The sequence below is a fragment of the Desulfitobacterium chlororespirans DSM 11544 genome, from assembly GCF_900143285.1.
Classification (GTDB): domain Bacteria; phylum Bacillota; class Desulfitobacteriia; order Desulfitobacteriales; family Desulfitobacteriaceae; genus Desulfitobacterium; species Desulfitobacterium chlororespirans.
On the sequence record NZ_FRDN01000011.1, the window covers coordinates 42,569 to 65,528 of the forward strand.

The window sequence follows — 22,960 nt, forward strand, 5'->3', positions numbered from 1 at the left end:
CTAGCTAATACGAATCTCGTATAATAAACTCTGCGAAGGGCATTCCTCGATAGCTCAATGGTGGAGCAACCGGCTGTTAACCGGTAGGTTGCAGGTTCGAGTCCTGCTCGGGGAGCCATTTTTTTATTGGGCCTATAGCTCAGCGGTAGAGCGGCCGGCTCATAACCGGTTGGTCCTAGGTTCGAATCCTAGTGGGCCCACCATATACGAAACTTGAGGCACGATCCATGAGGTTCGTATAGAAATCCTGGCCCGTTGGTCAAGCGGCCTAAGACACCGCCCTTTCACGGCGGTAACACGGGTTCGAATCCCGTACGGGTCACCACTTAAGAACGAACGTAGCGAGATGTATGAAGCATCTCGCTATTTTTCTATGAGTGATAACCTCTTGTTGATGAGTGAAAGCGTCTGATTGAAAGGAGTTAATCTATGGCTGTTTCCGTGAATTTAGGACCACGCCTGCAACGTGTGGCTGCATTTGTTCCCGAAGGCTCCCGGCTGGGAGATATCGGAACAGATCATGCCTATTTGCCCATATTCCTCTGGGAGAACCACAAGATTATCAAGGCTGTGGCAGTGGATGTGCACGAGGGGCCTTATCGATCTGCTTGCTCTGCCATCGCAAGCCGGGGATTGCAGCCGGTTATTGATGTTCGGTATGGGGATGGTTTAAAGCCCATTCAGGCGGGGGAAGTGGATACTCTCACCTTAGCCGGGATGGGTGGAAATACGATGCTGGAGATTTTCGCCGCCCGGCCGGCTGTGATGTCTCAGGTTAATGAGCTCATTCTCCAACCCCAGGGGGCTGAGGGGAAAGTACGCCTGACCTTGCTGCAAGGAGGCTGGCGGATGAAGCGAGAAGAGTATGTGGCTGAGGAAGGCCGAATCTATGGCGTGATGCATTTTTCACGCCGGGAAGGATATACCCTGGAGGAGCTGCAGTGCAAAATGCAGAAGTGGCTCGATCAGGTTGGTGCGGTGTCGGGTGATTCACAACTGGGTGAAAGCATCCTCAGCCAATGGATCTGGGAATGGGGTCCCCTTGCTTTGGAAGATCCCGGTGAAGAACTTAAAATGCTGATCCTTGAGCAGATACAAACCTTACGGAGAACCATCCAGGAAATGCAAAAGTCCAGCCGGGAGAAAGTGCAAAAGCGCATTCAGGAGTATACTACGTCCATCAAAGTAGTGGAGGAGTTGGTAAAATGCCTGTTTCCGTCGGTTTAATCGCTCAGATCATTGAAAGGGTTGCCCCCAAAGCCTGGGCTGAGGAATGGGACAATGTGGGGCTCCTGGTAGGGGATTTTGCCGCTCCTGTAGAGCGGATTCTGGTGGCTTTGGATGCCACTCCGGAGGTTCTGCAGGAAGCCCGGGAAAAGGATGTGCAGCTTATCGTAGCTCATCATCCCATCCTGTTCAAAGCGCTGAAAAATCTCCGCTCCGACAACCAAAGCGCAAGACTGCCGATCCAAATGATTCAATCAGGAATTGCCTACTATGCCGCCCATACCAATTTGGATCAATCCCCCCTGTCTTCCAGCTGGAGTCTGGGAAGGGCCTTAGAGTTGGAAAAGATGGAACACCTTAAGGTAACTCATGCAGAAAAACTCGTCAAATTGGTAACCTTTGTTCCTGAAGACCATGCCGAGGCAGTTCGTCAGGCTCTCGTAAACGTTGGAGTCGGGGAAGGCATCACCGGCGGACCTCATGCTTCTGAGTATGCAGAGTGTTTTTTCGCGGTGGCCGGAGCCGGAATGTTCCGCCCTCTGGATAATGCTCATCCCGCTATCGGTGAGGTTGGCGAATTGACGCGGGTAGAGGAGATAAGACTGGAAAGCATTCTGCCAGAGAACCGCATCGACCGTGTAGTGAAAGCTTTGCAGAGAGCACACCCTTATGAGGAGCCGGCCTATGATTTAATCCCTCTCTACAATAGGGGAGCAAGCCGGGGCTATGGTGTCATCGGTTATTTGAAAGAGCCTGAGAATCTGGGCAGCTTTGCGCGTAAACTATCCGCCGGTTTAAGAAAACTTGCTCCGGCCTCCTTGGCAGAAGAGCCTAAGCTGCGCGCTTCTGAAAACCCGGAACAGGTTCTTCGCAAGATAGCCATTGTGAATGGAAGTGGCGGAAGCTTTATCTCCCAAGCCCTCTTTAAAGGAGCCGACCTCTTAATCACCGGCGATGTGGATCATCATGAAGTTCTGGATGCCCTTGAAGCAGGGCTGCCCATCATGGATATGGGGCACTTTTGGGGCGAAGCTCCCATGGTCAAGACCCTGGCAGAGCATTTAAAAGCAGAGAAAGTCCTGGCAGGGGTTGAGGTGATCATCAGTCAAGAGATGAAAAACCCATGGAGGGCACTGAATAGTTAGAGGGTGTAGCGGCATTTCTATTTTGATAGGAGTGCCTTTTTTGTAAGCATGCTTTTAAGGCAACAAGTGCGAAGACAGTGCTTTCGGGGTTTTCTTTACTATGTAGGACACTGTAAAGATTTTCCGGCAATAATAAAATACTGAATATTATGAATATAAATTATTGACACACAAAGTCTTTTGATGTAGAATAATGTCGTGAGAAAGCCGAAATAGTTCTAAATATTATAAAAGAAAAACTGAAAAAAGATTACGGCTTTTTAACAGAGTGATTCGAATCACGGACTTAGATACAAAAATATGTTAGATTTTAATTACTGAAAGTTTCCTCTAATACCAATACATTTTTCGAGTCAATACATTGCTTTCGAGAATTATACGAAATGGAAATATAAAGGAGGACTGCATCATGAGTCGTACAGAATTTTTACGCCAAGAGCGGGACCGCATTTTAAAGCAACTATCGCAAGGTTCGGAGAATAAAGCTAAACTGCTGACATCCCTTATGGATATTGATGCTGAAATGGAGCAATTGCGTCAATCAGGGAAAAGCTTTGCTAAAAGTTAATTGGCTGGTTATTGATCCATTTAAATCTATTTGACCAAAAGGCCGGAATCAAGTAAGATAGTTAAGCAAAGTTAATCGGATGGTCGCGGAAGTAAGAACCGAAAGGTTGCTTCTGAGGAAAGTCCGGGCTCCATAGGGCAAGGTGCTGGGTAACGCCCAGTGGGAGAAATCCTAAGGACAGTGCAACAGAGATATACCGCCAAACAGAGGCCGGTCTGATGACTGACTGATCGTTTGGTAAGGGTGGAAAGGCGAGGTAAGAGCTCACCGGCAGCCTGGTGACAGGCTGGCCCTGCAAACCCCACTTGGAGCAAGACCGAATAGGGAGACTATAAAACGGCCCGTTTTTGTCTCCGGGTAAGGTCGCTTGAGGTCGTTGGTAACAACGGTCCCAGATAGATGATCATCACCTTCTGAAAGGAAGGAACAGAACCCGGCTTATAGATTGGCTTTGCCTGAAAATAGCCTTCTGTGTGAGACTTCACGCTGGAGGGCTATTTTTGTATATCTTGTAGATGAAATGAAGATGCTTAATCTCCGTAAGATGCTTGATTTCCAGGATCTAAATAGTGTAAGGTCAGAAATCTAAGATCTGAATAGTTATACACCGGCGGGAGAAGCTAATTGAAATATCTTTCTGAAAGGTGCAATGACTATGAAGGCAATCGTTTATGAAGGAATTCGCGATGTGAAGGTCAAGAATATCGGGGACCCGTCAATACAAAAATCTGACGACATTATCGTCAAGGTCACATCCACAGCCATATGCGGCTCGGATCTCCATCTCATTCACGGCATGGTTCCCGGTATGCCCGAGGGATTTGTCCTTGGTCATGAGACCATGGGCATCGTAGAAGAGGTAGGCGGGGATGTGTACACTGTTAAAAAAGGAGATCGGGTTATTGTGCCTTTTCCTATTGCCTGCGGACATTGCTGGTATTGTGAGCATGACCTGTGGAGTCAGTGTGATAACGCGAATCCTGAAGCCGAAACGGGAGCGTATTTTGGCTACAGCAACACCTTCGGCGGTTATGACGGGGGACAGGCTGAGTACCTGAGAGTTCCTTATGCCAATGTGGGGCCCAAGGTGGTTCCGGAGGAATTAACCGACGAACAGGTTCTCTTCTTAACAGATATCCTGCCTACCTCATACTGGGGAGTGGAAATCGGTGGGGTAAAAAAGGACGATACAGTGGTGGTCCTGGGCTGTGGGCCGGTAGGCCTGCTGACCATCAAATGGGCCATTTTCCAGGGGGCCAAACGAGTCATTGCCGTGGATCATATTAGCTACCGGCTGGATCATGCCTATAGATACTATGGGGTGGAGGTCATTAACTTTGAAGATCACGACAACACCGGCGAGTATATTAAGGAGATAACTCACGGAGGTGCGGACGTGGTGATCGACTGTGTAGGTATGGATGGCAAAGCATCCACCCTTGAGAAGATCGAGACCTTGCTTAAGCTCCAAGGGGGCTCCAAATCAGCCATTGAGATTGCCACTCAGGCAGTGCGAAAAGGTGGAACCGTAGCTTTGGTAGGTGTCTATGGGTCAAAGTATAATCTGTTTCCTTTGGGGGATTTTTTCTCCCGAAACATTACCTTGAAGATGGGGCAATGCCCGGCCCATTCCTATGTGGAGCCGATCATGGAATTGATCAAAACAGGCCGGTTTGATGCTACGGATATCATTACTCACCGCCTTTCCTTAGATAAAGGGGAGCATGCCTATGAGGTTTTTGACGAGAAAAAGGATAACTGCATTAAAGTTGTCTTGAAGCCATAGAATTCTTTTGCTTCACCACCTAAAAGTCCATGGGCCGCCATCATAGTATAGGAATAAGATAAGTATTATGGTAAAATGCTGACAGAGGAATCGTTAAAGGTGGTGGCAAAGTGGAGAATGAGCGGCTTATTCTAGAATTGCTGCAAAGCATTAACCAGCAAGTTCAAGGAATTGAGCAACACATTCAAGGCATTGACCAGCGTGTTCAAGGAATTGAGCGACACGTTCAACAAATTGACCAGCGTTTAAGAAAAGCAGAAGTATCCATCGATGAAATCCGTAAAGATGTAAGGATTCTTGCTGAAGGCCAGGTGGCTCATCGGGAACAGGATGAAAGAGAGCATAAGCAAATTATTCAGCTTATTAGTGATAAAACGATTGTTCTGGAAAAAGCAATAACTCGTAATTCTATGGACATTAGTGAAGTCAAGGAAGAACGGGATGAGGTGTTTGAGGTTCTTTTAAAGCGACGGACTCAATCCGTAAGTTGATAAGTGGATGTATTAAAATTGATATAGTGTTAAAATTGGTATAAAAAGGGACGGACCAAAGCGTGTTTTTGCTTTGAACCGTCCCTTTATTTTTACTCGACCTCGATCTTCTCCACATCCACAGCATGGTCAGCAACCACGATTAAGCCCGCATTGCCTTTCAGGCTGGGGTCATTGACCACGGTATAAGGTTTGCTGTGTTTACGGGCGATTTTTATATATTTATCACGATATCGATAAGCTAAATCCCCGTTGAGAAGAAGGCGGGAGGCTCGGGGATCTTTAAGCGCTTCTTCGATTTCAGGATAGACATGGCTATCATCTACCTGGTCTTTGGTTAGCAGCCTGATGATGCGTTCGCGGAATTGACCAAGATGCTGCACTTTCTCACTGTGTTTGAGCTCGGGCGTTCCGTGCAGGCCGACCATAAGGCGTTGTTCCAGTTCGTTTTGGTTCTCACTCATTGCGATTCCCCCTTGTCAAGGAAACTTCCGTAGTAATAGGCTTTCTATTGAGGAGCCTAATTATCCTTCTATGAAGGAAATCTAAATAATGGGTTGAGAAATCTTACGATGAACTTTGGCCAGACGACTATTACGAAGATAGAGGAGAAAATCTACCGAGACCATGAGCAGGTTCAATATATAAAGGTAGATTACCGGATCGTACTGGTAAAAGAGCTTGTGCAGAATGCCGGCAATATAGCCGAAGATCAGAATAATAAGAAAGAAAGGGCTTTTTCCTTCTATAGACCGGGATACATAAGATTTGTGAATGGAGAAAGGCCAGGCAGCTCCAAAACTAAGGAGCATAAGAGCTTCAAAGATACTCACATAGATGCCTCCTAGGTATATAATGTGCAGTTCAGTCTTGTTTTTTACAGAACGTATGCTTGAATTATACACCTGGCTTGGGAAACTGTCTCAGGTATTTTGATATTCGTAAAATTCCGAAATTTCCCAAAAGTTTGCTTTACTATTGTCAAAGTGAGAAGAATAGGTTTACACTTAAAAAGATAGTGCACACATATTGCATAAAATGAGACAAGAGCATGCAATACTTAAGAGGTGTAAGGAGGAATTTCTATGAAGATCAGCACTACGGCAAAGGCGGGGGCATTAGAATCCAATGATGTACTGGTGACTGTGATGCCCAATGATCAAGGCGGGGTTCAAATTCAATTGGAAACCAAACGAGTCATCCTCAAGCAATTCGGTAAGCAAATCGAGGAAGTTGTGCGGGACAAGGTGGCTGAAATGGGTGTAGATAATGTCATCGTTAAAGTCCAGGACAAAGGTGCCTTGGACTATACCATACGAGCACGTGTTCAGACGGCTTTGGAGAGGGCCCTCGCTTCAGAAATGTGTTGAAGTTTGATAATCGAATTTCGAAACGGTGTTTTATTTTTTGTGTTTTTCTTATGAAAGGAGACGTTTTTAATGATAAAGAGAAGAAGAAGTCTTTTAATACTATCCGGAAACAGTCCAAAAAGCATGCAAGATGCACCTGTGTTTGATCCTGATGTGGTTCTTTTTGATTTGGAGGAAAGAGTCGTTCCCCAAGAAAAAGACAGTGCTCGTCATCTGGTCAAAGAAGCACTCAGTTTCTTGGATTACTCTAAGACAGAAGTCATGGTTCGAATCAATCCGCTGGACACCGAAGACGGGCAAAAGGATATGGATAGTATCTCACGGGTAAAGCCGGGGGCCCTCGTTATCCCTAAAGCCAATCATGAAGTCATCAAACAGGTGGATAGTATACTTACAACCATAGAAAATGAAGAGGGGTTTCCTCAAGGCGGTATTGAGTTGATTCCTGTTCTGGAAACGGCTCTGGGTATAGAGACCATCAACACTTTGATCGAGACTTCTCCACGGGTTACCGGCGTATGGCTGAATGCCGAAGGTCTCATGGACGAGTTCGGCTCGAAGCGTACCAAAGAAGGGGATGAACTTCGCTATGTTCGTGGCCGGGTAGGCATCGCCTGCCGGGCAGCTGGTATCCATGCCATCGACACCTGCTTTGCTGACAGCAATGATAACGAGGGTTTGGAAAAGGATGCCTTAACCGCGAAAAGAATGGGCTTTACAGGAAAACTAGCCTTGGATGGACGTCAGATTGATACCCTGAATGCCATCTTTTAAATAATCGTGTAATCGTGAATTCAGAGGGAAGAATCAGCGAAAGATCTTAATCTTATTAAGAACGATATTAGAGAAGAAGGGATGAAAAAAGCCATGAAGAATATCCTTGGAAGAGAGATACTGGATTACATAGAAGGCTACGGAGAAGTCAGGCCATTCATGGGGGCCTTTGCCAACTATGGTGAACGGGCTAAAGCTTCAGTGACACTGCGCTCGGTTAAACCCGGGGAGAAGAAACTGATGGCCAATATTGAAGAGGCTTTAGATAAAGTGGGAATCAAAGATGGAATGACATTATCCTTTCATCATCATTTAAGAAATGGGGATTATGTCCTTAATCAGGTGATGGCTTCTGTCGCCAAGCGTGGGGTCAAAGATATTCATGTGGCGGCAACAGGAATTTTCCCCATTCATGAGCCCCTTGTGGAGTATATTAAAAAGGGTATCGTCACCAAAATTTCCGTCAACTATATTTCCCCTGGACCTGTGGCTAAAGCCATTTCCCAGGGTCTCCTGCAAAAGCCTGCTGTGTTGATGAGCCACGGAGGGCGCCCCCGGGCGATTGAAAGTGGGGACCTCCATATTGATGTGGCCTTTATTGCCGCTCCTACAGCCGACGCTTATGGTAATCTCAACGGAGTGGGCGGCCCTACTGCCTGTGGCACTTTATCCTATGCAGTGGCCGATGCCTTCTTCGCAGATAAAGTTGTGGCAGTAACCGATCATTTAGCCCCTTATCCCGCCTGTCCCATTGAGATTACCCAAGACTTTGTCGATTATGTGGTTCAGGTGGATTCCATCGGTGATGCCAATGGAATTGTCTCGGGAACTCTTACTGTGACCAAAGACCCTGTGGGTCTGCGGATTGCCAAAATGGCCGCCCAACTCATCAATGAAGCAGGGTATATCCAAAATGAAATGTCCTTCCAAACCGGAGCCGGCGGAACATCCTTAGCTGTAGCTGCTGAAGTACGGCAATTCATGAAGGAAAAGAAGGTGGTCGGGTCTTTTGCTGCCGGTGGGATTACAGGCTATATTGTAGATATGCTCAATGAAGGGTTGTTTCGAAACCTTTTTGATGTGCAATGCTTTGATTTGCAAGCCGTGGCATCCTACCGGGAAAACCCACGGCATCAGGCCATGTCCGGTTCTCTCTATGGAAACCCTCATGATAAAGGAGCTATCGTCAATAACCTGGATGTCATGATCTTAGGAGCTACGGAGATCGACACGGACTTTAATGTCAACGTGGTCACTGGTTCCGATGGGATCATCATGGGAGCTTCTGGGGGCCATAACGACACCGCAGCCGGCGCTAAGATCGCCATTATCGTGACCAACCTGACCAAAGGGCGGCTGCCGGTGGTTAAGGATAGAGTCACCACAGTGACCACTCCCGGAGAAACCATCGACGTTTTAGTGACTGAACGCGGTATTGCCATCAATCCCCGCCGCACCGATCTCCTGGAAAAGCTTAAAGACAGCGAACTGCCCATCATGGCCATTGAGGAACTCAAAAAACTATCCGAAAATCTGACTGGGGTTCCCGAAACCATAGAGTTCACCGATCGGGTGGTGGCTGTGGTGGAGTACCGGGATGGAACCGTCATTGATGTGGTAAGGCAACCCAAGGATTAAAGGAGAAAAAATCAACAACTCTGGATGGAAATGCAAGTTGCAACATGCCGGTGAATAGGATATCATTATCTTAATGAAAACTGAATACGTACTCCAAACTCCCGAGATTTACCTAAAAGAGAGAAAAAACGGTATAAGGGGCGTGTGCATTATGAAATTTCAAGACCTGGGACGAAGCGCGCGTATTGAACTGGCGAAGATGGCGAAGCAGTTGGGGATGAAGTATATCGGCTATAACCCCACAGCTCAGCAAGTCTCGCTGGAGTACAAAGGTAAAGGAGTTACTTATCATGTGGATGAGCTGGTAGCAGCCTACCAACAATCCAATCAGCCGACTTAAGAGGTTATATTGAGCTAAAATTAAATAATGACACAAAAAAGGGACTGCAAAAGTCCCTTTTTCGTGCAAATCAAAAGGCGCATACGCTATCCAGCTCTTTTTCGCAATTTAGCCATGAGCAAGCATGGGCTGTTGCATTAAGTAAGCTGATTTGCGCTTGCGCCTCAAATGCATATTGATGGGCGTGCGTTGAACGCTGCAGGTGGTGGAGAAGGTGACAGGAAGTGGACGATAGGAGTCTCCCTCCTCCAGGGCACGTGCTTCCTCAAAGGCACGATACTCCTGCCAATGGGCATAGAAATCCTCCTTGCTGACAGGGCATACCTCCCCTCCTGTCAGCTGAAAAAGATAACGATTGTTATCAGGGTCTTGGACATAACAGATGATAAGATTACCGTGGAAATACAATAGAAATCCCACCTTCCTCTTAGTTTTAGTTAGCCTCTGACCAATATCCTTTACTTGGTTTTAATATTAGTTTAACAAACTATTGATAAAATGAAAAGTGAAATATCCGACAAAATGAGCTCTTACACCACCTCTGCCTCGGGTAAAGCTGGGCTTTTTAGCATAAAAACCTCAAATAAACCAATTAAAAATCGATTATTGACGAACGATTCTTTTAAAAATCCCCTGTGTTATTCCGAAAAGAAATCTTCCTTTTCCGATGACACAGGGGTACATGACAAAAATATGGACAAAGCTTTAGGCCTTGATTTGCTTTTCATAGAAGAATGAGGAGATCAGCTTAAAGCCCAGATGGTTCATGCCAAAGAGATGTTCCGTGCTTCCGGTAAAGAGAATCCCTCCTGGATTTAAGGAGTTGGCGAATTTACGATAGAGCATGTCTTTGGCCTCCTCGGTGAAGTAAATGACCACATTGCGGCAGGCCAGCAGATCGAAACCTGAATCGAAGCGGTCGGTGAGAAGGTTTTGCCGTTGGAAGGTGACAGCGCGTTTGACCTGATCCTTGATTTGATAGCCGCCATCCACGGGAGTAAAGTATTTCTTGATAATCTCCGGGGCTGTGCTGGCGAAATCAGCTTCTTTATAAATCCCCTTTTTTGCCTGTTCCAGAACATTGACATCAATATCCGTAGCCAGGATACTGAAACGGGCCTGGGGGAAATATTCCATCAAAGTGATGGCCATGGTATAGGGCTCCTGTCCGCTTGAACACCCCGCACTCCAGATCTTTAAGGGAGTTTTCTTTTCAAGCAGCTTGGGAAGAATCACTTCTCTTAAAGTTTTCCATTGGTTGGTATCCCGGAAGAACTGAGTGACATTAATGGTTAAATGCTTGAAAAAGGCATCGAACAATATCTTATCCTGCTCCAATGCCTTGATGAAGTCTGGGAAGGTTTTATGATTATGTGAAGCCATAAAGCTTCGGATACGCCGCTCCATTTGATTTTGCTTATAAAAATTAAGATCGAGCCCGCTTTTCGGATGGAAAGCTTTGATAAACCACTCATAAGTATTGGTATCTAAATTCGCCAAGAAAGCACCTCTTTTCATCTTTTTCGCTTTTTTATTGCTAACTTTAAGCATAAAGAAGGAATTTGGCCTGGTCAAGATGAAATCATCCAAATAAGTCAATGATCAGTCCGCGAATCTCATCGATTTGGCTGAGGATCTCTAAAGGCTTGGCCTGGGTATCCAGTACTTTTTGCCCAAGCTCCTCAAGAGCTTTATCAATATCGTTGATTCGTGAGAGCACCTTAGGCCGTCCTTGAAAATCCCAGAAGGATTCTTCAGAGACCCGACGGCTTTGCCCGAAGGTGGAGCGTAAAAAGGACTTGACCATATCTTTGAAATCGGACAAATCCCGCAGTGAGAAACTTTCAGCCAGCTGTTGGCCCTTTTTTTCCAAACGGGTCAAAAATTCCTGAAGTTCCTGCCCCTGCAGTTTCCGGGTCTGACTCATAATCTGATTGAAATCAAGCTCCCCCTTTTGGGATGAGGAATTGGTGCGGGTCAGGGACTCGGGCTGTTGAGCTCCGTTAATTCGTAGTGGCATTGGTATTCCCCCTGTAAAAGACTTGAAAGGACGCTGTACATGCAAACACGACGGATTTTTTTGAAAATGCTATTTGGTCTGGGAGCCTTCACTTTACCGTGGATCGGCTTTGACAACAAGTTAAAAGCGGCGATTGAGCCTTTAATGAAGCAACCCAAGGTCAAGCTCTACGTGGTCCCGCCGGAAGCCCAAACGATTTATGAGTATTTCCAATCGGCAAGCCTCAACAGAACAGCTATGGATGATATTCTGGCTCTGAGCTCTCCGGAAATGGAAGGGAGACGAACCGGTCAGGCGGGAGAGGGAAGAGCTTCCCAGTATCTGTCCCGGGAGCTGAGCATGCTGGGACTCAAGCCCATGGGGGATAATGATAAGAGTTATGCCCATGCCTTTACAATTCATGAAGTCAAAGAAACTTTTGTAGGTAACCGCTTAACCTTTACTGTAGGTAACCCTGACCATCTTCGGGCCCCCAGCCTGAATATTCTCGGCGGCCTTAAGGGTGACACGGAGGAGATTATCCTGGTTTCAGCCCATTATGATCATCTGGGGATCTTTGAAGGGCAGCTGTACCCGGGGGCAAATGACAACGCTTCCGGAGTAGGCTGTGTCCTTGATGTGATTAGGCGGCTGGTTCGGGAGAATACGGTTCCCAAGAAGACTCTGGTCTTTGCCTTTTGGAGTGGGGAAGAGATGGGCTTTTTGGGCTCGAAAGCCTTTGTCAGGAATCCCAGTTTCCCCCTAGACAGAATAAAGGCCGTTATCAACGTAGATACCATCGGTAACGGCATGATTGGCAATTTTGGCCTTTGGGCGGACGATAAGGCCGGGATAGCAGTTGAGGCTGTGCAAAAGGCTGCCGCTGAAGTGAGCGCCAGCGCTATGGTGGTTTCCGGCAATGGTCATAACAGCGACCAGCTTACCTTTGCTAAAGCGGGCATCCCGGCGGTAACCCTCCTGGCTCGGGAATGGCTGGAAAATAACCACACCACTCAGGATACGATGGGGATCGTGAAGAGAGAGCAGGTTGAGCTGGCCACGGAAATCATTTACCGGGCGGTCAAGAACCTCGCTTTTTAGGTGTATTTTAATAAGGAAAAGGAATTTTAGATGTAGTAAACCATTCGCTAAGTTAACGGAGTGCGGAAGTTCCTGAAGTCGGATCGGCTTCCAGGGACTGTCCGGGCTCCGTTAAGTCATATTTGGAGCGGAGGATAACCAGGTCAACCCGGCGGTTTCTTGCTCGTCCGGCCTCAGTGTCGTTGGAAGTAAGGGGACGGTATTCTCCATAACCGGTAGCGGAGAGCTGTTCAGCGGGGATGATCTCCTGCATGATGTGTACCACATTGGTGGCCCGCAGGACGGAAAGCTCCCAGTTGCTGGGGAACCGGTTGGTGTTAATGGGGAGATTATCCGTATGCCCTTCCACTTTAATGTAGTTCGGCGCTGAAGCAAGAACATTGTTGATTTTATCGAGGATTTCCCGGGCCTTGGGGGTGATGACTGCAGCTCCGCTCTCGAAGAGGAGGGTATCCTGAATGCTGATGACCAGTCCCCGTTCTTCAATAGAGGAGACCAGCTTGGTTTCGATGCCATTATCTGCAGCAAATTTATCCAGCTTTTGCTTGATGGTTTCAATCGTCATATTCTCCATATCGGCACCGGTGCCGTCACCATTTCCTTCGCCATCCTCAGGCTCTTTTCCTTCTTGCGGTTTATTAGTGGGATAAGTTTCAATTAAGCTCGGTCCCGAAGGTGAGGCGCCGATTTCCACCCGGGTGCCTCCCCCTAAAGCGACGCTGAGGGACTCCGCTATGGATTGAAATTTCTCCGCATCCACCTTGCTCATGGAGTACATCACGACAAAGAAAATCATGAGCAGGGTGATCAGGTCCGAATAGGTCAGAAGCCAACGCTCGGAATTGTCTTTTTCTGGTTCTTCAATTCGTTTTCTAGCCATGTGTTCACCTTAATTCTATACTATGTTTATTTGGTGGAAAGAGTATCGTTCACTTTATTCGTTCCGTGAGTTTGCCGGTTCCATGATATTGCCAAGATGAGTTTTTAATTTTTCTTTGAGGATGGAGGGGTTTTCCCCGGCTTGAATGGATAGAATCCCATCCATAATCATTTCCATGGAGGCGACTTCAATTTTATCTTTTTGCTTAAGTTTCGTGGCGATGGGCAGATAGAGAAGATTAGCAAAAGCCACACCATACAAGGTAGCCAAAAAGGCTCCGGCGATGGATTTAGAAAGGGAGTCCGGGTCCGTGAGATTGCCCAAGACGTGGACCAGTCCCATGACCGTACCGATAATCCCTAAGGTGGGGCTATAACCCCCTGCGGCTTCGAAGACGGAAATGCCGACTTTGTGGCGTTTCTCCATCACGGCAATATTGGATTCAAGGATCTCCCGGGTGATATCCGGATCCGTACCGTCAATGACCAGCTGCATTCCCTGACGTGTAAAACGATCTTCCACTTCTTCCAGCTCTTGTTCAAGACTGAGCAGACCTTCCCGGCGAGCTTTCTCCGCAAAGCGAATGAGGGTCTCGTATGCTTCCAGTGTACCATAACTTTTATCAGTAAAAGCAATCTTCAGCCAGGTGGATAATTTTTTCATCTCCTTTAAAGGAAAGCTGGCAAAGACTGCTCCGAAGGTGCCGCCAAAAACAATAATGGCGGGGGGAAGCAGAAACAAAGAGCTCACATGCCCCCCTTCGAGGATAAACCCGACAATCAATGCTCCAAAACCGATAAGAATTCCTAATAATGTTGAAATATCCATTATGCTTGGCCGGTAAACCGGCTACCCCCTTTATTAAGATTTTTTGTTAGAAATGTCGCTTATTGAGGAAAAAAGACATCATAAAGAATATCGGCAGAAAAGGCATAAAACTTTATAGGTCTAAAGGCCCATAATGAAACTTGTGCGGGAAGGGAGCAGCCCCGACTTAGTGATTGAATGGGTGTTGGCGAAATGGTATTATTAGTAATAATAGTATAAGGGGGATTATTGATGAGCCAAGAGGTTAAAGAAAGTTCACCAAAGGATAACTATGGGCTGAGGAGTTACTCCTATGCTGATTACCTTACTTGGCCGGAGGACACCCCTGTAGAATTGATTGAGGGAATACCTTATACCATGACCACGCCAATGAGAATTCATCAGGAAGTTGTGGGGGAAGTCCTCCGTCAAATTGCCAATTACTTGGTAGACAAGCCCTGCAAGGTCTATGTAGCCCCCTTTGATGTAAGGCTGGCAGATGTCAAAGCCAAAGCCGATGCTATAACGAATGTGGTGCAACCGGATATAGCCATCATATGTGACAAGGAAAAGCTGGACGATAAGGGATGTCTGGGCAGCCCCGACTTGATCGCGGAAGTAGTCTCTCCCTCCAGCGCCGCCAAGGATTATATAGAAAAGCTCAATCTCTATGAAAAATACTCCGTCCGGGAATACTGGATCATTCATCCTATGGATAAGATAGCTATGGTTTATCAGCTGGAGCAAACAGGAAAGTTTTCCAGATCTACGATTTATTCTTTTGAGGAAACCATTCCTGTGGGGATTTTCGAAGATCTGACGATTTCTTTGGCCAAGATAAGCCAGGAGCTGTCAGCAGAGCAATATATCCCTTAATGAAAGACGCTCTAGTCTCACTTTTATAGTGAGATTAGGGCGTTTCTTGGGGTGAAACTAAATCCGAAACTGGTTTCGAATCTGGTACATCCTTAACTTGCATTTCACGATGCTGTGCTATAGGATATGCTCCTCACCGGCTAAGTGTGACGGATAGTTGCCCTGATTCGGATTTGCAACCGGTCTTAATCCGGCAAAGGGATAATATTTGCCCCAAATTACCAACCGGTTGATAATTTGGGGCAAATTCGATATGGTCAGGTGTCACCTGATAAATGGAATACAAAATTATTTCGACAAAGAGATGGTTATGATATCTGGAGAGAAACAGAGAAATCCTAACATCTGATGACTTAATCATGCTAAATAACCCCTCATCTTCTTAAAGAGAATGCCGATAATAAAGATAAGATAGTGTGTACGGGAGTGGATTCAATATGAAAATAGATGGAACATCAATGTCCTCGATCGGCAGCATCCAGGCAACCAACCGAGTGGCATCCATCACCCCAAAAGCTGCAATACCCGGTCAGGAACAGGATGGGATTAAAGTCTCCGGCAGGGGACAGATCTATCAAAGCCTCTTGCAGAAAGTCAGAGAGATTCCTGAAGTTCGTGAAGAACGGATTCGTGAAATTACAGAGCAGATCAATAAAGGTGAGTTCAAGATTGATGCCCAAGTCATTGCTGGTAAGCTGCTCGATCAGGAATGAGCGAACGATCAGAAGGAGGTTCTACGGTGCCTGAGATTAAGCAATTAAATGAAAATTTACAGCAACAAGCGGCTCTCTACCAAGAACTCAAACAATATGCCCAAATGAAGCAAGAGGCACTGCTCAGAAACGATCTTCAAGAAATTGAAGCCACGACTATCCGGGAAGAGCAGCTTCTTCTCGAAGCCACCCGTTTGGAAAAGGAGCGGCTTCTCTGGACTGAGCGGGCAGCCCGGTACCTGGGGAAAGCACCTGAAACCATTACCTTAAAAGAATTAGCTGAGCGTTTTCCGGAGTTAACCGATGTGAGAGCTGAACTGGAAAACGTAGTGATGAATTTAAAAGAAGTCAATGAACTCAATAACCAGCTTCTTAAGCAGGCCATGAAAGTGACGAACTTAACCGTTAGTATTATGACCGCACAACCCAACGGCAGCACCTATAACCGCCCTGGGGAAAAAGAAAGTGAATCCAAAACGGTTCGTTTTCTCGATCGAAGTATTTAGAGGAGGATTCGTATGCGCTCCACATTTTCCGGCTTAGAGTTAGCCAGACGGGCCTTGGAATCCCAGCAGATTGCTTTGGATACCACAGGGCATAATATTGCCAACGCCAACACCATAGGTTATACACGCCAAGTGGTTAATTTGCAGGCGACATTACCCGATAGCATCCCCGGCATGGGGCATTACTTAAGCATCGGTACAGGGGTCACCGTTCAGAGCATCGACCGGGCCCGGGATATTTTTATCGATCGGCAATTCCGCTGGGAGAATTCCAAACATGACTACTGGGCAACCCGTGAAAATACCCTGGCGCAGATCGAAGGGCTCCTCAATGAACCTTCGGATAACAGCTTGAGTAATGATTTGACCCAATTTTGGAGTGCCTGGAGTGTACTGGCCAATAATCCGGAAAATTTAGGCGCCCGTTCCGTCATTTTGGAGAGAGCGGCCACTCTCGCCGATACTCTCCATCATATCGATCAGCAGATTACTGAGGCACAAAAGAGCCTCGACTCCAGCGTGCGGGTTCAGATCGACCAGATTAATAGCTATGCCAACCAGATCCAGGAGCTGAATTTTCAGATTAAGAAGGTGCAAATCACCGGAGACAATCCCAATGACCTGTTGGATAAACGGGATGCCCTGATCGATGACCTTTCCAAGCTGGTCAATGTCCGGGTCGTGGAAAGCCGGGATCCTAACTTTACAGATCGGGAAGTCAATATCTTTAAATTGTACATCGGCAATGAAAAAGCCACCAACCAGATCCTGGTCGATGATACCAAGGCTTATCAGCTGGCGACACCCGAGACAACCGACGCAGACGGGTTACCCTTTGCCGAAGTGAAATGGGCTGCGGGGCATCCTCAAGCCGGTGCTTCCGTGGACTTGGGTGAAGGTCAAGGAGAGCTTCAGTCCAGCATCCTGATGCGGGGTTCCGGATTCGAGTATTCTGCAGGTGATACCAAAGCCACTGCTCATCTGGCCTATCTGCGGGATCAGTTTAATCAATTGGCCAGAGGTATCGCCGAAGCGTTGAATGCCATTCATAGGACAGGGATAGATAAGGAAGGCAATTTGGGGGAAGATTTCTTTACCTCTGCCGATGGAAACCCGATTAGCGCCGGTAATATTAAAGTGAATCAAGATCTCATCGATGACCCATGGAAAATTGCTACCGGAAAAGATAACTTCGGCGATGGAGAAATCGCCAAAGCTCTTAGTTCTCTTGCTACAGGATGGACAGGGCTTACGGATCTATACCTGAAGAACCCTGCAGGAAATACTGTTCTTATCGATCCGGCCACTGGAGCGATAACCACGGATACGGCCGCTGGACGGCCTATGGCTTGGGCAACGAGTGCGGATACTCCATTGGAGTACCCTGTAGGACACCCTTTAGAAGGAGACCCCATTCTTATCGATCCGGCCACTGGGACCATAACCACGGATACGGCCGTCGGGAGACCTGTTGTCCTGGCTCAGACTCCGCCTTTATCGGCATCTTCCATCGGTGATTATTATGGGGCAGCTCTCGCCGAACTGGGGGTCGATGCCCAGCAAGCCACCCGGATGAAGGAAAGTCAGGCCGTCCTTGTCACCCATATGTATAATCAGCGGCAATCCGTGGTCGGAGTAAACATGGATGAAGAAATTACGAACCTGATCAAATTCCAGAAGAGTTATACTGCGGCAGCGCGGATCGTGACCATGCTGGACAGTATGCTGGATACTATCGTCAATGGCATGGGTGTTACCCGTTAGAACAATGGAAGGATGGTGAACCGCTTTGCGAATTTCCAATAATATGCTTTCCCGCAATCTACTTCTTAATCTCTGGGCGGCTCAAGGCCGCATGGATAAACTGCAGAATCAAATGTCCACTGGACAAAAAATTAACCGTCCCTCTGACGATCCCGTGGGGGCGGAGAATTCTCTGCGTTTTAAAAGCAACATATCCTACCTGAACCAACTGAAGGCCAATGCCAAGGAGGGCATAGCTTACATGGATACTACAGATGACACCATGGCTGAGATGACGGAGATGATCCAGCGGGCCAAGGAATTGGCTTTGCGGGCCTCCAATACGGGTACCGTGAGCGATGAGGATCGTAAAAAGATCGCCATTGAAATCGATCAAATCCGGGAGCATGTCATTGAGTTAGCCAATACCAAAGTAGGTACCAAATATATTTTTGGCGGGACAGCCAATGTAGAACCCTTTCCCAAAGGAGCTACCGGCTGGCAAGGTTCCGATGATACGAAGAAATTCCAGGTGGGCGGCGATTTAAGTATCGAAGTCTCAGTCAACGGGCATGATTTGTTTGGAGCAGGCTGGGAATATGTCGAAAAGACCCCTTCCACCGATCCTCCCACCTACGAGTACCAGGAGACCGGTGCTTCAGGGATTGCCATGTTTGATACCCTGGCTCAATTGAGCAAAGCCCTGAACGAGTCGAACATCAATGGAGTGGATGATGGCACGGGGACAGAGGAAGACGGCGTGCAGGTCTTGCTCAGCAAGCTGGAGCTGCAAGCGGATCACATCTCCGATGTGCGCGCTCAACTGGGTGCACGGCAAAATCGCATGGATTCAGTCTATACTCAGCTCGATTCCACCGCTGCCAATCTTGGTGATTCACTTGCTACGGTTCTTTACGCTGATATCGCGGAGACTCTGGTGAACTTTAAGACTCAGGAAAGCATTTATGAGGCTGCCCTTGCCGTGGGAACGAAGATCATTCAGCCTTCCTTGGCAGATTTTATGAGATAAATGGGAACTTAGGTAAATGGCGTTAAAATGAATAAAGGATAGAGCTGATAAAACATTGATCGCCAAAGGGGGGTGTCGTGTTTGCTCCAACTCAGCATGAGGAGTTACCCCATTCGCCTGGAGTATACGATCCAGAATGCCCGGTTAGCTATGAAGAAACATCTTCCCATGGTTGAGATGGAGAACATCCCTCCCCAGCTGCAGATCAGCCAACCGGCCGGGAAATTGACCATTGACAGTACCGACTATTACCATTCCATAGGCCTTAAAACCTGGGCCGCTCTTTCCCGGGAGAACTATGATCGCGGCAGACAGGCCGCCTTGGAAGGGATCGCCGCTATCGTGGAAAAGGGCAACCGCTTGGCGCAGATTAGTAATCCGGCCACTAATGCCATTGCCGACATGGCTTTTGAATCCTGTTTCGCGGCAAAAGGCGAGCTCAGCTTTGAACCCATCATTGCTCCCTCTGTCCGCTATGAAGCCAGCCCGGCTCAGATCGAAGTTATTCCGGGCAAAATTAATTACAACTTGGTAAGGGGCAGAGTCGATGCCGATTACCAACCTGGAAAAGTGGGCATCCAGGTGACTCAGTATCCCCGGCTCGATATTTCCGTAGTCGATGTTAGAGTATAGCTTTTCAAGGAGGAAACGCAATGAAGATAGAATCCACACGATTTGGCACCCTTGAAGTGACTTCCGAGCAGATCATTCATTTTCCCCATGGAATTCCAGGCTTTCTCGTCGAGAAAGCCTTTGTTCATTTGCCCCATGATGAAGACAGTCCTTTTTCCTTCCTGCAATCCACGGCAGAAGCGGATTTGTCCTTTCTGCTGGTGGATCCTTTCCCCTTCATTCCGAAGTATGAGTTTGTCCTTGATGATGAATTGGTTAGGGAATTGGAGCTTTCCGAAGAGAACCCTCCTCAGATTTTTTTGATTGGCACCGTAAAAGAAAAAATCACTGATATGACCGTCAACCTCCTGGCACCCATCGTCGTCAATAGAGGTAAGGGTATCGGCAGACAGATTATCTTGGACAAAACGGAGTACTCTATCCGCCACAAGCTTTTTCCTGAGGACCAAGCTCAGGGAACTCCTGAAGGAGGCGAGTAAGATGCTGGCACTCACCCGCAAAGCAGGAGGGCGCATCGTCATCGGCGATAACATCGTCATCACCGTCGTCGCTATTAAAGGAGACAGTATCCGCCTCACCATCGATGCCCCGAAAGAGATCAAAATCTACCGTGGGGAAATCTATGATGCCATTGCTGCGGAGAATAAAGAGGCGGCTATCCCTGCGGATTTATCAGAGTTGACTGTTTTAAAGGAGCTTCATATCAAAAAATAGACTAAAAGAGAGGAAATCAGGCAATTACCTGATTTCCTCTCTTAAGTATTGTTCTTGTTTTGCCGATAATCTAAATAAGATAGCGTAAAAAGGGAGAAGGGGTGGTCATATGGATGTGGTTGCAGCAAAACAAGTGCCGGCACAAGTGAATATGAACAATTATCTATCCAATCCGGAGGTGGCAAAGCCTGATGAACTGTCAATGAATAAACCTGCAGCGCCCAATAAATCGGAAGCAGGGAAAAATCAATCCCAATCTGAAGACAAGGGAAAAGAAGAGCTGACCCGTGAGGATGTTTACGACTTGACCGAACATCTCAATAAATTTATGGTCAAGGTCAATGCGGATCTGCGATTTGAAATGCATGAGGGAACCCAGCGGCTTATGGTCAAATTTATCGATATAAAAAATAATCAGGTGATCAAGGAATTCCCGCCCCATGAGTTGCTGGATACGCTGGCGGCCATAAGGGATTACGTTGGTATACTGTTGGACAAGAGAGTTTGATTTGCCTGTAGGAATGAGTGTTTGTATTAAACCTTATAATTGCCAGATACAGAGTGAAATATTAAGAAAAGAAGAGAAAAATTCAGAGAAATAGCGTTTTGAGACACTATTTGAAGTACTAAGAGCTAAAGAAAGCCAAAGATTTTACGATACTAATAGTAAGCGGGATAGATGTTTCCCCTGCCGGCCGGAGGACGGAAACCTATCATCTGCAGAATACATGCATGGGCAAGGATGCCCGGCATCAAAATCAAGGAGGAAAAAACTATGATTATTAATCACAATATGTCGGCTATTAATACCTATCGCCAACTGACCGTCAACAATGGTCAAACCAGCAAGTCCCTGGAAAAGCTTTCTTCAGGTCTGCGTATCAACCGCGCCGGTGACGACGCTGCCGGTTTGGCCATCAGTGAGAAGATGCGCGGTCAGATCCGAGGACTTGATCAAGCTTCCCGTAATGCCCAGGACGCTATCTCTCTCATTAATACGGCCGAAGGTTCCTTAAACGAGACCCACAGCATTCTCCAGCGGATGCGGGAGCTGGCTGTTCAAGCTTCCAATGATACCAACACAGAAGATGACCGCATGGAAATCCAAAAGGAAATCAACCAGCTTACCTCTGAAATCAACCGGATTGGCAATACCACTGAGTTCAACACCATGAAGCTTCTGGACGGCACCAAGGCCATTACAACGGAAACTACTGCTGCCACGACAAAAGATATTGCTACGATTGTGGCTGGAAAAGGCGGAGATGTTACCGTAAATAAAGCCGTAGGAGTAACCGCGGGTACCGGATGGGATGAAGCAACTACTCAAGTTACTATCGGGGTAGATAGTAATGCCGATGAAAAGGTACAGTGGGATAAGATTGATTTAACAGCAGCCGGAGGCGCAAAGGTAACCCTAACAAAGGCGGCCGGCGGTGACCTGAAAATTGCAATAGCTGCAACGGATAAGGACGGAAATGAAGTTGCCCATGAGATGACCGTCACGGCCAAGAATCTGGAAGCCGCGGCAAAGAATGGGGTGTACAAGGCCGAATTCCACGGAGTATCCTTCGATTTAGATGTGGATAAGTTTAAGGAAATTGCCGACGGTCAAACGACTGAGATTGATTTGACTACGAGATTTGGCACTACCGATGATGAGAAAGACGTTAAGGGTACCTATGGCTTGAAAAGCGATTATAAGAGTGGGTATGCAGATTTTACCAACTTTAAAATTGATGGAGCCAACGCTGCCTTAGCTGGAGTAGCTAAACTGGAAGTTGAACTTGGTGGCGCTGGAACTGAAGTTACTGTAAAAGGATATGCTGCGGACGGCACCACCGTGTTATTAAATGATAAAATAACACTTCCGACTGCTCTTGACTCTGGCGACAGCTTTTCCTATGAGGAAAATGGCATTAAATTCACTTTTGACATAAGTGATGATGCAGCCGGAGATCCTGTTTTGGCCTTTAAGACCAATCAAATTGATATTTCCGATCTGGCTGCTACCTTTGGCTCGAAGAAGGTTGTGGATCAGGAAGCAACAACTACAGTAACAGCCGATAATTCCCTGAAGATGCAGACCGGTGCTAACGCCGGGCAGGCGATGGCTATTGACATCTCGGATATGAGATCCGTTGCTTTGGCCGTATCCTCCACTACAGCTTCTGCTACTAAAGAAGTAATTGACAGCATGGGAGAAAAGGTAACAGCCCATTATACCGCAGTATCTAATGTTACTAAAGGAACCGACAATGAGGCTATCGAATATGCTCTTGATGTCTCCACAGCAGCTAAGGCTTCCGCTGCCGTTAAGGTGATTAACGACAGCATTACGGCTGTATCCGCTGAACGTTCCAAGCTGGGTGCGTTCACGAATCGTTTGGAGCACACCATCAACAACCTGGGAACCTCCAGTGAGAACCTGACAGCTGCTGAGTCCCGCATTCGTGACGTGGACATGGCGAAAGAAATGATGAACTTCCAAAAGAACAACATCCTTTCTCAAGCAGCTCAGGCTATGCTGGCTCAAGCTAACCAACAGCCCCAGGGCGTTCTTCAATTACTCCGTTAATTCGGCAGGGAGATTTCTTAAGGTAAATTCACATAGGAAAA

27 protein-coding genes, 3 tRNA genes and 1 other RNA gene are annotated in these 22,960 nt (G+C 47.1%); 24 read left to right on the forward strand and 7 right to left on the reverse strand.

The window, feature by feature from the left end; genetic code table 11:
• The first annotated feature begins 43 nt into the window (after window positions 1–43).
• From BUA14_RS17310 to BUA14_RS17345, 9 genes are all read left to right on the forward strand, one after another.
• Window positions 44–118: transfer RNA gene (locus BUA14_RS17310), tRNA-Asn, on the forward strand.
• A gap of 10 nt (window positions 119–128) precedes the next feature.
• Window positions 129–203: transfer RNA gene (locus BUA14_RS17315), tRNA-Ile, on the forward strand.
• A gap of 46 nt (window positions 204–249) precedes the next feature.
• Window positions 250–325: transfer RNA gene (locus tag BUA14_RS17320), tRNA-Glu, on the forward strand.
• Between the two features lie 104 nt (window positions 326–429).
• On the forward strand, window positions 430–1,227 hold the full coding sequence (locus BUA14_RS17325; RefSeq protein ID WP_072773775.1) for a tRNA (adenine(22)-N(1))-methyltransferase: 798 nt from the start codon (window positions 430–432) through the stop codon (window positions 1,225–1,227).
• Window positions 1,206–2,372 carry a Nif3-like dinuclear metal center hexameric protein gene (locus BUA14_RS17330; protein ID WP_072773776.1) on the forward strand — a complete coding sequence of 389 codons (1,167 nt, stop codon included), beginning with the start codon at window positions 1,206–1,208 and terminating at the stop codon, window positions 2,370–2,372. Before BUA14_RS17325 ends, BUA14_RS17330 begins: the two co-directional genes overlap by 22 nt.
• Window positions 2,373–2,781: 409 nt before the next feature.
• On the forward strand, window positions 2,782–2,940 hold the full coding sequence (locus BUA14_RS28025) for a hypothetical protein (protein WP_005816331.1): 159 nt from the start codon (window positions 2,782–2,784) through the stop codon (window positions 2,938–2,940).
• Between the two features lie 67 nt (window positions 2,941–3,007).
• An RNA gene (gene rnpB / locus BUA14_RS17335) (RNase P RNA component class A) lies at window positions 3,008–3,397 on the forward strand.
• A gap of 198 nt (window positions 3,398–3,595) precedes the next feature.
• The gene (locus BUA14_RS17340; RefSeq protein WP_072773777.1) at window positions 3,596–4,726 is read left to right on the forward strand and encodes a zinc-dependent alcohol dehydrogenase; all 1,131 of its coding nucleotides are present in this window, start codon (window positions 3,596–3,598) and stop codon (window positions 4,724–4,726) included.
• Between the two features lie 110 nt (window positions 4,727–4,836).
• Complete coding sequence (locus tag BUA14_RS17345) at window positions 4,837–5,217, forward strand: hypothetical protein (RefSeq protein WP_072773778.1); 381 nt, start codon at window positions 4,837–4,839, stop codon at window positions 5,215–5,217.
• Window positions 5,218–5,309: 92 nt separating this feature from the next.
• Here BUA14_RS17345 and BUA14_RS17350 read toward each other — a convergent pair whose 3' ends face one another.
• Both BUA14_RS17350 and BUA14_RS17355 read right to left on the reverse strand, forming a co-directional pair.
• Complete coding sequence (locus tag BUA14_RS17350) at window positions 5,310–5,681, reverse strand: YueI family protein (RefSeq protein ID WP_072773779.1); 372 nt, start codon at window positions 5,679–5,681, stop codon at window positions 5,310–5,312.
• A gap of 81 nt (window positions 5,682–5,762) precedes the next feature.
• The gene (locus BUA14_RS17355) at window positions 5,763–6,050 is read right to left on the reverse strand and encodes a hypothetical protein (RefSeq protein ID WP_072773780.1); all 288 of its coding nucleotides are present in this window, start codon (window positions 6,048–6,050) and stop codon (window positions 5,763–5,765) included.
• 252 nt (window positions 6,051–6,302) lie between these two features.
• On the opposite strand from BUA14_RS17355, the gene citD reads away from it, so the two are divergent.
• From citD to BUA14_RS17375, 4 genes are all read left to right on the forward strand, one after another.
• Window positions 6,303–6,587, forward strand: coding sequence for a citrate lyase acyl carrier protein (citD, locus tag BUA14_RS17360; protein WP_072773781.1), 285 nt, complete (start codon window positions 6,303–6,305; stop codon window positions 6,585–6,587).
• A 69-nt stretch (window positions 6,588–6,656) separates the two neighbouring features.
• On the forward strand, window positions 6,657–7,361 hold the full coding sequence (locus BUA14_RS17365; protein ID WP_011460807.1) for an HpcH/HpaI aldolase/citrate lyase family protein: 705 nt from the start codon (window positions 6,657–6,659) through the stop codon (window positions 7,359–7,361).
• A 93-nt stretch (window positions 7,362–7,454) separates the two neighbouring features.
• Window positions 7,455–8,999 (forward strand): citrate lyase subunit alpha, encoded by a 1,545-nt coding sequence (gene citF / locus BUA14_RS17370; protein WP_035248775.1) that lies wholly within the window; start codon window positions 7,455–7,457, stop codon window positions 8,997–8,999.
• 151 nt (window positions 9,000–9,150) lie between these two features.
• A complete protein-coding gene (locus BUA14_RS17375; RefSeq protein ID WP_026198779.1) occupies window positions 9,151–9,339 on the forward strand; it encodes a Rossmann-fold NAD(P)-binding domain-containing protein in 189 nt (62 codons plus the stop codon).
• Between the two features lie 108 nt (window positions 9,340–9,447).
• On the opposite strand, the gene BUA14_RS17380 is transcribed toward BUA14_RS17375, so the two are convergent.
• From BUA14_RS17380 to BUA14_RS17390, 3 genes are all read right to left on the reverse strand, one after another.
• A complete protein-coding gene (locus tag BUA14_RS17380; RefSeq protein WP_005816314.1) occupies window positions 9,448–9,747 on the reverse strand; it encodes a hypothetical protein in 300 nt (99 codons plus the stop codon).
• Window positions 9,748–10,044: 297 nt separating this feature from the next.
• The gene (locus BUA14_RS17385; RefSeq protein WP_072773904.1) at window positions 10,045–10,839 is read right to left on the reverse strand and encodes a CheR family methyltransferase; all 795 of its coding nucleotides are present in this window, start codon (window positions 10,837–10,839) and stop codon (window positions 10,045–10,047) included.
• 82 nt (window positions 10,840–10,921) lie between these two features.
• Complete coding sequence (locus BUA14_RS17390) at window positions 10,922–11,359, reverse strand: YaaR family protein (RefSeq protein WP_005816309.1); 438 nt, start codon at window positions 11,357–11,359, stop codon at window positions 10,922–10,924.
• A gap of 39 nt (window positions 11,360–11,398) precedes the next feature.
• On the opposite strand from BUA14_RS17390, the gene BUA14_RS17395 reads away from it, so the two are divergent.
• Window positions 11,399–12,439 carry a M28 family metallopeptidase gene (locus BUA14_RS17395; protein WP_072773782.1) on the forward strand — a complete coding sequence of 347 codons (1,041 nt, stop codon included), beginning with the start codon at window positions 11,399–11,401 and terminating at the stop codon, window positions 12,437–12,439.
• Between the two features lie 52 nt (window positions 12,440–12,491).
• Here the strand turns inward: BUA14_RS17395 and BUA14_RS17400 are convergent, their stop codons facing one another.
• Window positions 12,492–13,319, reverse strand: coding sequence for a flagellar motor protein MotB (locus BUA14_RS17400; RefSeq protein WP_072773783.1), 828 nt, complete (start codon window positions 13,317–13,319; stop codon window positions 12,492–12,494).
• 54 nt (window positions 13,320–13,373) lie between these two features.
• On the reverse strand, window positions 13,374–14,147 hold the full coding sequence (locus BUA14_RS17405) for a flagellar motor protein (RefSeq protein WP_072773784.1): 774 nt from the start codon (window positions 14,145–14,147) through the stop codon (window positions 13,374–13,376).
• Window positions 14,148–14,378: 231 nt separating this feature from the next.
• On the opposite strand from BUA14_RS17405, the gene BUA14_RS17410 reads away from it, so the two are divergent.
• From BUA14_RS17410 to BUA14_RS28775, 10 genes are all read left to right on the forward strand, one after another.
• The gene (locus BUA14_RS17410; RefSeq protein WP_072773785.1) at window positions 14,379–15,002 is read left to right on the forward strand and encodes a Uma2 family endonuclease; all 624 of its coding nucleotides are present in this window, start codon (window positions 14,379–14,381) and stop codon (window positions 15,000–15,002) included.
• Between the two features lie 437 nt (window positions 15,003–15,439).
• Window positions 15,440–15,715 carry a flagellar biosynthesis anti-sigma factor FlgM gene (flgM, locus tag BUA14_RS17415; protein ID WP_072773786.1) on the forward strand — a complete coding sequence of 92 codons (276 nt, stop codon included), beginning with the start codon at window positions 15,440–15,442 and terminating at the stop codon, window positions 15,713–15,715.
• A gap of 26 nt (window positions 15,716–15,741) precedes the next feature.
• Window positions 15,742–16,221, forward strand: coding sequence for a flagellar protein FlgN (locus BUA14_RS17420; RefSeq protein ID WP_072773787.1), 480 nt, complete (start codon window positions 15,742–15,744; stop codon window positions 16,219–16,221).
• Window positions 16,222–16,233: 12 nt separating this feature from the next.
• Window positions 16,234–17,985: a flagellar hook-associated protein FlgK gene (gene flgK / locus BUA14_RS17425; protein WP_072773788.1), complete on the forward strand. Its 1,752-nt coding sequence runs from the start codon at window positions 16,234–16,236 to the stop codon at window positions 17,983–17,985.
• A gap of 25 nt (window positions 17,986–18,010) precedes the next feature.
• Window positions 18,011–18,994, forward strand: a complete 984-nt coding sequence (gene flgL, locus BUA14_RS17430) for a flagellar hook-associated protein FlgL (protein WP_072773789.1) — start codon at window positions 18,011–18,013, stop codon at window positions 18,992–18,994.
• A gap of 81 nt (window positions 18,995–19,075) precedes the next feature.
• The gene (locus BUA14_RS17435; protein WP_072773790.1) at window positions 19,076–19,627 is read left to right on the forward strand and encodes a DUF6470 family protein; all 552 of its coding nucleotides are present in this window, start codon (window positions 19,076–19,078) and stop codon (window positions 19,625–19,627) included.
• Window positions 19,628–19,647: 20 nt separating this feature from the next.
• Complete coding sequence (gene fliW, locus BUA14_RS17440; RefSeq protein ID WP_072773791.1) at window positions 19,648–20,106, forward strand: flagellar assembly protein FliW; 459 nt, start codon at window positions 19,648–19,650, stop codon at window positions 20,104–20,106.
• Between the two features lies 1 nt (window position 20,107).
• Window positions 20,108–20,341 carry a carbon storage regulator CsrA gene (gene csrA / locus BUA14_RS17445; protein WP_072773792.1) on the forward strand — a complete coding sequence of 78 codons (234 nt, stop codon included), beginning with the start codon at window positions 20,108–20,110 and terminating at the stop codon, window positions 20,339–20,341.
• 109 nt (window positions 20,342–20,450) lie between these two features.
• Window positions 20,451–20,849 (forward strand): flagellar protein FlaG, encoded by a 399-nt coding sequence (locus tag BUA14_RS17450; RefSeq protein WP_072773793.1) that lies wholly within the window; start codon window positions 20,451–20,453, stop codon window positions 20,847–20,849.
• A 267-nt stretch (window positions 20,850–21,116) separates the two neighbouring features.
• Entirely contained in the window at window positions 21,117–22,919 is a 1,803-nt protein-coding gene (locus BUA14_RS28775) for a flagellin N-terminal helical domain-containing protein (RefSeq protein WP_072773905.1), read from the forward strand.
• Window positions 22,920–22,960 lie beyond the last annotated feature (41 nt).

What these genes read in the sequence shown, in the direction of transcription:
- BUA14_RS17395 (WP_072773782.1), top strand. Translation starts at nt 11,399, where the DNA reads ATGCAAACACGACGGATTTTTTTGAAAATGCTATTTGGTCTGGGAGCC.
- BUA14_RS28775 (WP_072773905.1), top strand. Translation starts at nt 21,117, where the DNA reads ATGATTATTAATCACAATATGTCGGCTATTAATACCTATCGCCAACTG.
- citD (WP_072773781.1), top strand. Translation starts at nt 6,303, where the DNA reads ATGAAGATCAGCACTACGGCAAAGGCGGGGGCATTAGAATCCAATGAT.
- BUA14_RS17330 (WP_072773776.1), top strand. Translation starts at nt 1,206, where the DNA reads ATGCCTGTTTCCGTCGGTTTAATCGCTCAGATCATTGAAAGGGTTGCC.
- flgM (WP_072773786.1), top strand. Translation starts at nt 15,440, where the DNA reads ATGAAAATAGATGGAACATCAATGTCCTCGATCGGCAGCATCCAGGCA.
- BUA14_RS17450 (WP_072773793.1), top strand. Translation starts at nt 20,451, where the DNA reads ATGGATGTGGTTGCAGCAAAACAAGTGCCGGCACAAGTGAATATGAAC.
- BUA14_RS17390 (WP_005816309.1), bottom strand. Translation starts at nt 11,359, where the DNA reads ATGCCACTACGAATTAACGGAGCTCAACAGCCCGAGTCCCTGACCCGC.
- citF (WP_035248775.1), top strand. Translation starts at nt 7,455, where the DNA reads ATGAAGAATATCCTTGGAAGAGAGATACTGGATTACATAGAAGGCTAC.
- BUA14_RS17400 (WP_072773783.1), bottom strand. Translation starts at nt 13,319, where the DNA reads ATGGCTAGAAAACGAATTGAAGAACCAGAAAAAGACAATTCCGAGCGT.
- BUA14_RS17410 (WP_072773785.1), top strand. Translation starts at nt 14,379, where the DNA reads ATGAGCCAAGAGGTTAAAGAAAGTTCACCAAAGGATAACTATGGGCTG.
- BUA14_RS17405 (WP_072773784.1), bottom strand. Translation starts at nt 14,147, where the DNA reads ATGGATATTTCAACATTATTAGGAATTCTTATCGGTTTTGGAGCATTG.
- BUA14_RS17325 (WP_072773775.1), top strand. Translation starts at nt 430, where the DNA reads ATGGCTGTTTCCGTGAATTTAGGACCACGCCTGCAACGTGTGGCTGCA.
- BUA14_RS17375 (WP_026198779.1), top strand. Translation starts at nt 9,151, where the DNA reads ATGAAATTTCAAGACCTGGGACGAAGCGCGCGTATTGAACTGGCGAAG.
- fliW (WP_072773791.1), top strand. Translation starts at nt 19,648, where the DNA reads ATGAAGATAGAATCCACACGATTTGGCACCCTTGAAGTGACTTCCGAG.
- BUA14_RS17365 (WP_011460807.1), top strand. Translation starts at nt 6,657, where the DNA reads ATGATAAAGAGAAGAAGAAGTCTTTTAATACTATCCGGAAACAGTCCA.
- csrA (WP_072773792.1), top strand. Translation starts at nt 20,108, where the DNA reads ATGCTGGCACTCACCCGCAAAGCAGGAGGGCGCATCGTCATCGGCGAT.
- BUA14_RS28025 (WP_005816331.1), top strand. Translation starts at nt 2,782, where the DNA reads ATGAGTCGTACAGAATTTTTACGCCAAGAGCGGGACCGCATTTTAAAG.
- BUA14_RS17340 (WP_072773777.1), top strand. Translation starts at nt 3,596, where the DNA reads ATGAAGGCAATCGTTTATGAAGGAATTCGCGATGTGAAGGTCAAGAAT.
- BUA14_RS17350 (WP_072773779.1), bottom strand. Translation starts at nt 5,681, where the DNA reads ATGAGTGAGAACCAAAACGAACTGGAACAACGCCTTATGGTCGGCCTG.
- flgK (WP_072773788.1), top strand. Translation starts at nt 16,234, where the DNA reads ATGCGCTCCACATTTTCCGGCTTAGAGTTAGCCAGACGGGCCTTGGAA.